Annotated in this window: 5 protein-coding genes and 1 pseudogene; 5 read left to right on the top strand and 1 reads right to left on the bottom strand. The window is 70.5% G+C overall.

Going from position 1 to position 5,850, the window contains the following annotated elements; genetic code table 11:
* On the bottom strand, positions 1 to 877 hold an 877-nt coding region (locus tag AC2VOP_RS19990; RefSeq protein ID WP_486962585.1), incomplete at its 3' end, for a PirG.
* Positions 878 to 1,080: 203 nt separating this feature from the next.
* Between AC2VOP_RS19990 and glf the strand changes: the two genes are divergently transcribed.
* From glf to AC2VOP_RS19965, 5 genes and pseudogenes are all read left to right on the top strand, one after another.
* A complete protein-coding gene (gene glf, locus AC2VOP_RS19985; protein ID WP_369736365.1) occupies positions 1,081 to 2,283 on the top strand; it encodes a UDP-galactopyranose mutase in 1,203 nt (400 codons plus the stop codon).
* On the top strand, positions 2,280 to 4,175 hold the full coding sequence (locus tag AC2VOP_RS19980; RefSeq protein ID WP_486962584.1) for a glycosyltransferase: 1,896 nt from the start codon (positions 2,280 to 2,282) through the stop codon (positions 4,173 to 4,175). The genes glf and AC2VOP_RS19980 overlap by 4 nt, the downstream gene beginning before the upstream one ends.
* Complete coding sequence (locus tag AC2VOP_RS19975) at positions 4,168 to 4,740, top strand: phosphatase PAP2 family protein (RefSeq protein ID WP_486962583.1); 573 nt, start codon at positions 4,168 to 4,170, stop codon at positions 4,738 to 4,740. Before AC2VOP_RS19980 ends, AC2VOP_RS19975 begins: the two co-directional genes overlap by 8 nt.
* Positions 4,733 to 5,644 carry a decaprenyl-phosphate phosphoribosyltransferase gene (locus AC2VOP_RS19970; protein WP_486962582.1) on the top strand — a complete coding sequence of 304 codons (912 nt, stop codon included), beginning with the start codon at positions 4,733 to 4,735 and terminating at the stop codon, positions 5,642 to 5,644. Before AC2VOP_RS19975 ends, AC2VOP_RS19970 begins: the two co-directional genes overlap by 8 nt.
* A pseudogene (locus tag AC2VOP_RS19965) lies at positions 5,631 to 5,850 on the top strand (hypothetical protein); the annotation flags it as partial. The gene AC2VOP_RS19970 and the pseudogene AC2VOP_RS19965, both read left to right, overlap by 14 nt.

The following is a 5,850-nucleotide window of genomic DNA, read 5'->3' as shown; positions in this document are numbered from 1 at the left end:
CGCCCGGCAGGGCACCTGCGGCACCCGGCAGGGCACCGGCCACGCCGGGCAGGGCGCCGGCCGCACCCGGCAGGGCACCGGCGGCACCGGGCAGGGCACCGGCCGCGCCCGGCAGGGCACCGCCGCTCTGCTGGACCTGCTGCATGATCGCCGGCATCACCAGGCCCTTGATCAGGTCGATGGCCTGGCTGGCGCCCAGCTGGTTGGCGGCCTGCATCACGTCGTTGACCAGTCCGCCGCCGCCGCTGCTGCCCCCGGCGCCGGCCGGCATGCCGCCCAGCGTGGAGGGGTCACCGAGGATCGGGTAGGTCCCGTCGGCGCCGGGGTCCAGGCCGGCCGGCGTGCTGATCGGCACCTCGCCGGCCCCGCCGACGGGGCTCAGGCCCGGGGTGAGCCCGGCTGAGGGACTGGTGAGCCCGGCCGCGGGACTGGTCAGCCCGGGGGTGGTCAGCCCGCCGCCGGGCAGACCCCCGCCGGGCAGCCCCGGGGTCGTCGGCAACGCCGCGGCGGGCGCGAGTCCGGGCGCCGCGGGCGTCAGGCCCGGGCTGGTCAGGCCCGGGGTCGCCAGGCCGGGGCTGGTCAGGCCGGGCGTCGCCAGGCCCGGGGTCCCCAGGCCGGGCGTGGCCCCGGCGCCCCCGGTCAGCGCGGGCACCGGGGGCATGTTGACCCCGAACTGGGAAAGCCCCTGCGACAGCGCGCCCATCAGCTCGTTGGGCAGGTCGGAAATCATTGCGGCCTGCTTGAATTCGTGGTGCTCGGTCGGCTTGCTGCCCGATGTCGCCTCGTAGACCAGGAAGTATGCGCAAGGACTCGCCACTGCCAGGGCGGCGACCGCGCTCATGGCTGTCGAAAGCTTGCGTCGGCGTCGGTTCGGCACGGAAGTCTCCTCAATCTAGCTATCTGTTGTTCGGCGCGTCCTGCCTTTGGATTCGGTCCGGCATGACCCACACAGAGTCGATGGTACGAGTGGGAATGGTGTGACCAGAGTGGTGATATTGAATCGTGAGCCAATCGCGACCTAGGTCAATCCGAACGGCCCTGGCTCGTCAAATGGGTTGGACCCGCGCGGTCGGATACCCTATGCAACCGATGACCGCTCGTTTCGACCTCCTCGTCGTGGGATCCGGGTTCTTCGGCCTGACCGTCGCCGAGCGCGTGGCTACCCAACTCGGCAAGCGCGTGCTCGTCGTCGAACGGCGCCCGCACATCGGCGGCAACGCCTACTCGGAGGCCGAGCCGCAGACGGGGATCGAGGTGCACAGGTACGGCGCCCACCTGTTCCACACCTCCAACAAGCGGGTCTGGGACTACGTGCGGCAGTTCACCGAGTTCACCGGTTACCAACACCGCGTGTTCGCGATGCACGACGGGCAGGCCTACCAGTTCCCGATGGGACTGGGCCTGGTGTCGCAGTTCTTCGGCAGATATTTCAGCCCCGACGAGGCGCGCCGGCTGATCGCCGAGCAGGCCGCCGAGATCGAGACCACCGACGCGCAGAACCTCGAGGAGAAGGCCATCTCGCTGATCGGCCGGCCGCTCTACGAGGCCTTCGTCAAGGGCTACACCGCCAAGCAGTGGCAGACCGATCCCAAGGAACTGCCGGCGGCCAACATCACCCGCCTGCCGGTGCGCTACACCTTCGACAACCGCTACTTCAACGACACCTACGAGGGCCTGCCGGTCGACGGCTACACCGCCTGGCTGCAGAACATGGCCGCCGACGAGCGCATCGAGGTCCGCCTCGACACCGACTGGTTCGACGTGCGCGACCGGCTGCGCGCCGAGAGCCCCGGCGCGCCGGTGGTCTACACCGGCCCGCTGGACCGCTACTTCGACTACGCCGAAGGCCGACTCGGCTGGCGCACCCTGGATTTCGAGCTCGAGGTGCTGCCCACCGGCGACTTCCAGGGCACGCCGGTGATGAACTACAACGACATCGAGGTGCCCTACACTCGCATCCACGAGTTTCGTCACTTCCACCCCGAGCGCGACTACCCCACCGACAAAACGGTGATCATGCGGGAGTTCTCCCGGTTCGCCGGGGACGACGACGAGCCCTACTATCCGATCAACACCGAGGCCGACCGCGCCGTGCTGGCCGCCTACCGGGCGCGGGCGAAGGCCGAGACCGCGGCGTCGCAGGTGCTGTTCGGCGGCCGGCTGGGCACCTACCAGTATCTGGACATGCACATGGCCATCGCCAGCGCGCTGAACATGTACGACAACGTCCTCGCGCCGCACCTGCGCGACGGCGCCCCGCTGAACGGAGAGACGGGCGAATGACCGCCGTGAGCCTGCTGGCCCGAATCATCCTGCCGCGCTCCGGCGAGCCCCTCGACGTGCGCAAGCTCTACCTTGAGGAGTCGGCCACCAACGCCCGCCGCGCGCACGCCACCACCCGCACCTCGCTGCAGATCGGCGCGGAGTCCGAGGTGTCGTTCGCCACCTACTTCAACGCGTTCCCGGCCAGCTACTGGCGGCGCTGGACGATCTGCAAGTCGGTCGTGCTGCGGGTCGAGGTGACCGGCGCGGGCCGCGTCGACGTCTACCGCACCAAGGCCACCGGCGCCCGGATCTTCGTCGAGGGCCGCCAGTTCGCCGGCAGCGACCACGAGCCGTGTGTCATCGAGATCGGCGTGGCGCTCAAGCCGTTCGAGGACGGCGGCTGGATCTGGTTCGACATCACCACCGACACCGCGGTCACCCTGCACTCCGGCGGTTGGTATGCGGCCGAGCCCGCCCCCGGCACCGCCAACATCGCGGTCGGGATCCCGACGTTCAACCGGCCCGCCGACTGCGCCAACGCCCTGGCCGACCTCACCGCCGACCCGCTGGTCGACGAGGTGATCGGCGCGGTGATCGTGCCCGACCAGGGCGTGCACAAGGTGCGCGACCACCCCGACTTCCCGGCGGCGGCCGCCCGGCTGGGCAATCGGCTGACCATCTGTGACCAGCCCAACCTCGGCGGCTCCGGCGGCTACAGCCGGGTGATGTATGAGGCGCTGAAAAACACCGACTGCCAACAGATCCTGTTCATGGACGACGACATCCGCCTCGAGCCGGACTCGATCCTGCGGGTGCTGGCGATGCACCGCTTCGCCAAGAGCCCGATGCTGATCGGCGGCCAGATGCTCAACCTGCAGGAGCCCTCGCACCTGCACATCATGGGCGAGGTCGTCAACCGGTCGAACTTCATGTGGACCGCGGCGCCGCACGCCGAATACGACCACGACTTCGCCGAGTACCCGCTGAACGACAACAACGCCAAGAGCAAGCTGTTGCACCGCCGCATCGACGTCGACTACAACGGCTGGTGGACGTGCATGATCCCGCGGCAGGTCGCCGAGGAACTGGGCCAGCCGCTGCCGCTGTTCATCAAGTGGGACGACGCCGACTACGGCCTGCGGGCCGCCGAACACGGCTATCCGACCGTCACGCTGCCCGGGGCGGCGATCTGGCACATGGCCTGGAGCGACAAGGACGACGCGATCGACTGGCAGGCCTACTTCCACCTGCGCAACCGGTTGGTGGTCGCGGCGATGCACTGGGACGGTGACGTCACCGGCCTGGTCCGCAGCCATCTCAAGGCGACGCTGAAACACCTTGCTTGCCTTGAGTATTCGACGGTGGCGATCCAGAACAAAGCGATCGACGACTTCCTGGCCGGCCCCGAGCACATCTTCTCGATCCTGGAGTCGGCGCTGCCGGAGGTGCACCGCATCCGCAAGCAGTACCCCGACGCGGTCGTGCTGCCGGCGGCCAGCGAGCTGCCGGCCCCGGCCCACCAGTGCACGGCGATGAAACCCCCGGTCAACCCCGTCTCGATCGGCTACCGGCTGCTGCGGGGGATCGCGCACAACATGACCGCCGCCGACCCCGAAGCCCACCGGCGCCCGGAGTTCAACGTGCCCACCCAGGACGCGCGCTGGTTCCGGCTGTGCACGGTCGACGGCGTCACCGTGACGACGGCCGACGGCTGCGGCGTGGTCTACCGGCAGCGCGACCGGCGCAAGATGTTCGCGCTGCTGGCCGCCTCGCTGCGCCGGCAGCGGCGGCTGGCGAGCCGGTTCGACGAGATGCGCCGGGTGTACCGCGACGCGCTGCCGGTGCTGTCCAGCACGCAGAAGTGGGAGACGGTGCTGCTGCCGGCCCCCGGCAAGCCCCACCATGGCTGAACCGGCTGCGCCGCGCGGCGAGGCGGCCGTGATCGTGGCCGTGCAGTCGGCGCTGGCCGGGCGCCCCGGGGCGCTGCCCGCGGCGCGCGCCTTGTCCCACTTCGGCGAGCACAGCATCGGCTGGCTGGCGGTGGCGTCGTCGGGGGCGGTCCTGTCCGGCACGAGCGGGCGGTACCCCGAGCCGGGGCGCCGCCGGGCGTGGCTGCTCGCCGGGGCGGGCACACTCGCGGCGCACGCCGCCGCGGTGCTGGTCAAACGGCTGGTGCGGCGCCAACGGCCGCATCATCCGGCCGTCGCGGTCAACGTCGGCACGCCCAGCCGGCTGAGCTTCCCGTCGGCGCACGCCACGTCCACGACGGCGGCGGCGATCCTGCTGGGCCGGGCCACCGGGCTGCCTCCCGGGTTGTGCCCCACGGTCCTGGTGCCGCCGATGGCGCTGTCGCGGATACTGCTCGGCGTGCACTATCCCAGCGACGTGGTTTTCGGCGTGGCGCTCGGCGCCGTGGTCGCCCGCCTTGCACTCTGGCTGGATGACGTTCGCGAGGGAGGTGTCCCCCATGAGTGAGGGCGTGGTGACCGGGCCCCCGCCGAACCTGATCACCGGGGTCATCAAGGCGATGCGCCCGCGACAGTGGGTCAAGAACGTGCTGGTGCTGGCCGCGCCGCTGGCCGCGGTGGGCGGCCCGCTGCACTACAACCACTACACCGAGGTGCTCACCCAGGCGTCGGTGGCGTTCGTGGTCTTCTGCCTGGCGGCGTCGGCGATCTATCTGGTCAACGACGTGCGCGACGTCGAGGCCGACCGGCAGCACCCCACCAAGCGGTTCCGGCCGATCGCGGCCGGCGTGGTGCCCGAGTGGCTGGCCTACGCCCTGTCGGTGGTGTTGGGGGCGGTGTCGCTGGCGGGCGCCTGGTGGCTGACCCCGAACCTGGCGGTGGTGATGGCCGTCTACCTCGGCATGCAGCTGGGGTACTGCTACGGCCTCAAACACCAAGCGGTGATCGACATCTGCATCGTGTCGTCGGCGTATCTGCTCCGGGCCATCGCCGGCGGTGTGGCCGCCGACATCCCGCTCTCGCAATGGTTCCTGCTGATGATGGCGTTCGGGTCGCTGTTCATGGTGGCCGGCAAGCGCTACGCCGAGCTGCAGGTCGCCGAGCGTACCGGGGCCCGGATCCGCAAGGCGCTGGAGAGCTACACCAGCACGTATCTGCGGTTCGTGTGGACGATGTCGGCCACGGCGGTGGTGGTCTGCTACGGACTGTGGGCCTTCGAGCGCGACCACCATGCCGGATCCTGGTTCGCGGTGTCGATGGTGCCCTTCACCATCGCGATCCTGCGCTACGCCGTGGACGTCGACGGCGGGCTGGCCGGCGAGCCCGAGGACATCGCGCTGCGCGACCGGGTGCTGCAACTGCTCGCGCTCTCCTGGATCGCGACCGTCGGAGCCGCGGTTGCCTTCGGCTGACCCCCATCCCGGCGCCGTCCCGGTGACGCGCCGACGCCCACCCGTTCGGCGCTTCTTCCGCACCGCGTTCCCCTACGACACCGCGGTGCGCACCAGCCTGTGGACCAGCGTGGCGGTGGTCTGCGCCCTGTTCGCGTGGGGGGCCTGGCAGCGGCGCTGGATCGCCGACGACGGGCTGATCGTGCTGCGCACCGTGCGCAACCTGC

This window comes from Mycobacterium sp. TH-M106 (assembly GCF_057473765.1).
The sequence above is the reverse complement of the archived record's forward strand: the minus strand, read 5'-3'. Positions and strand labels throughout refer to the sequence as shown.

Excerpts from the sequence above, each read along its gene's own strand:
- glf (WP_369736365.1), top strand. The coding sequence starts at position 1,081 with ATGCAACCGATGACCGCTCGTTTCGACCTCCTCGTCGTGGGATCCGGG.
- AC2VOP_RS19980 (WP_486962584.1), top strand. The coding sequence starts at position 2,280 with ATGACCGCCGTGAGCCTGCTGGCCCGAATCATCCTGCCGCGCTCCGGC.
- AC2VOP_RS19975 (WP_486962583.1), top strand. The coding sequence starts at position 4,168 with ATGGCTGAACCGGCTGCGCCGCGCGGCGAGGCGGCCGTGATCGTGGCC.
- AC2VOP_RS19970 (WP_486962582.1), top strand. The coding sequence starts at position 4,733 with ATGAGTGAGGGCGTGGTGACCGGGCCCCCGCCGAACCTGATCACCGGG.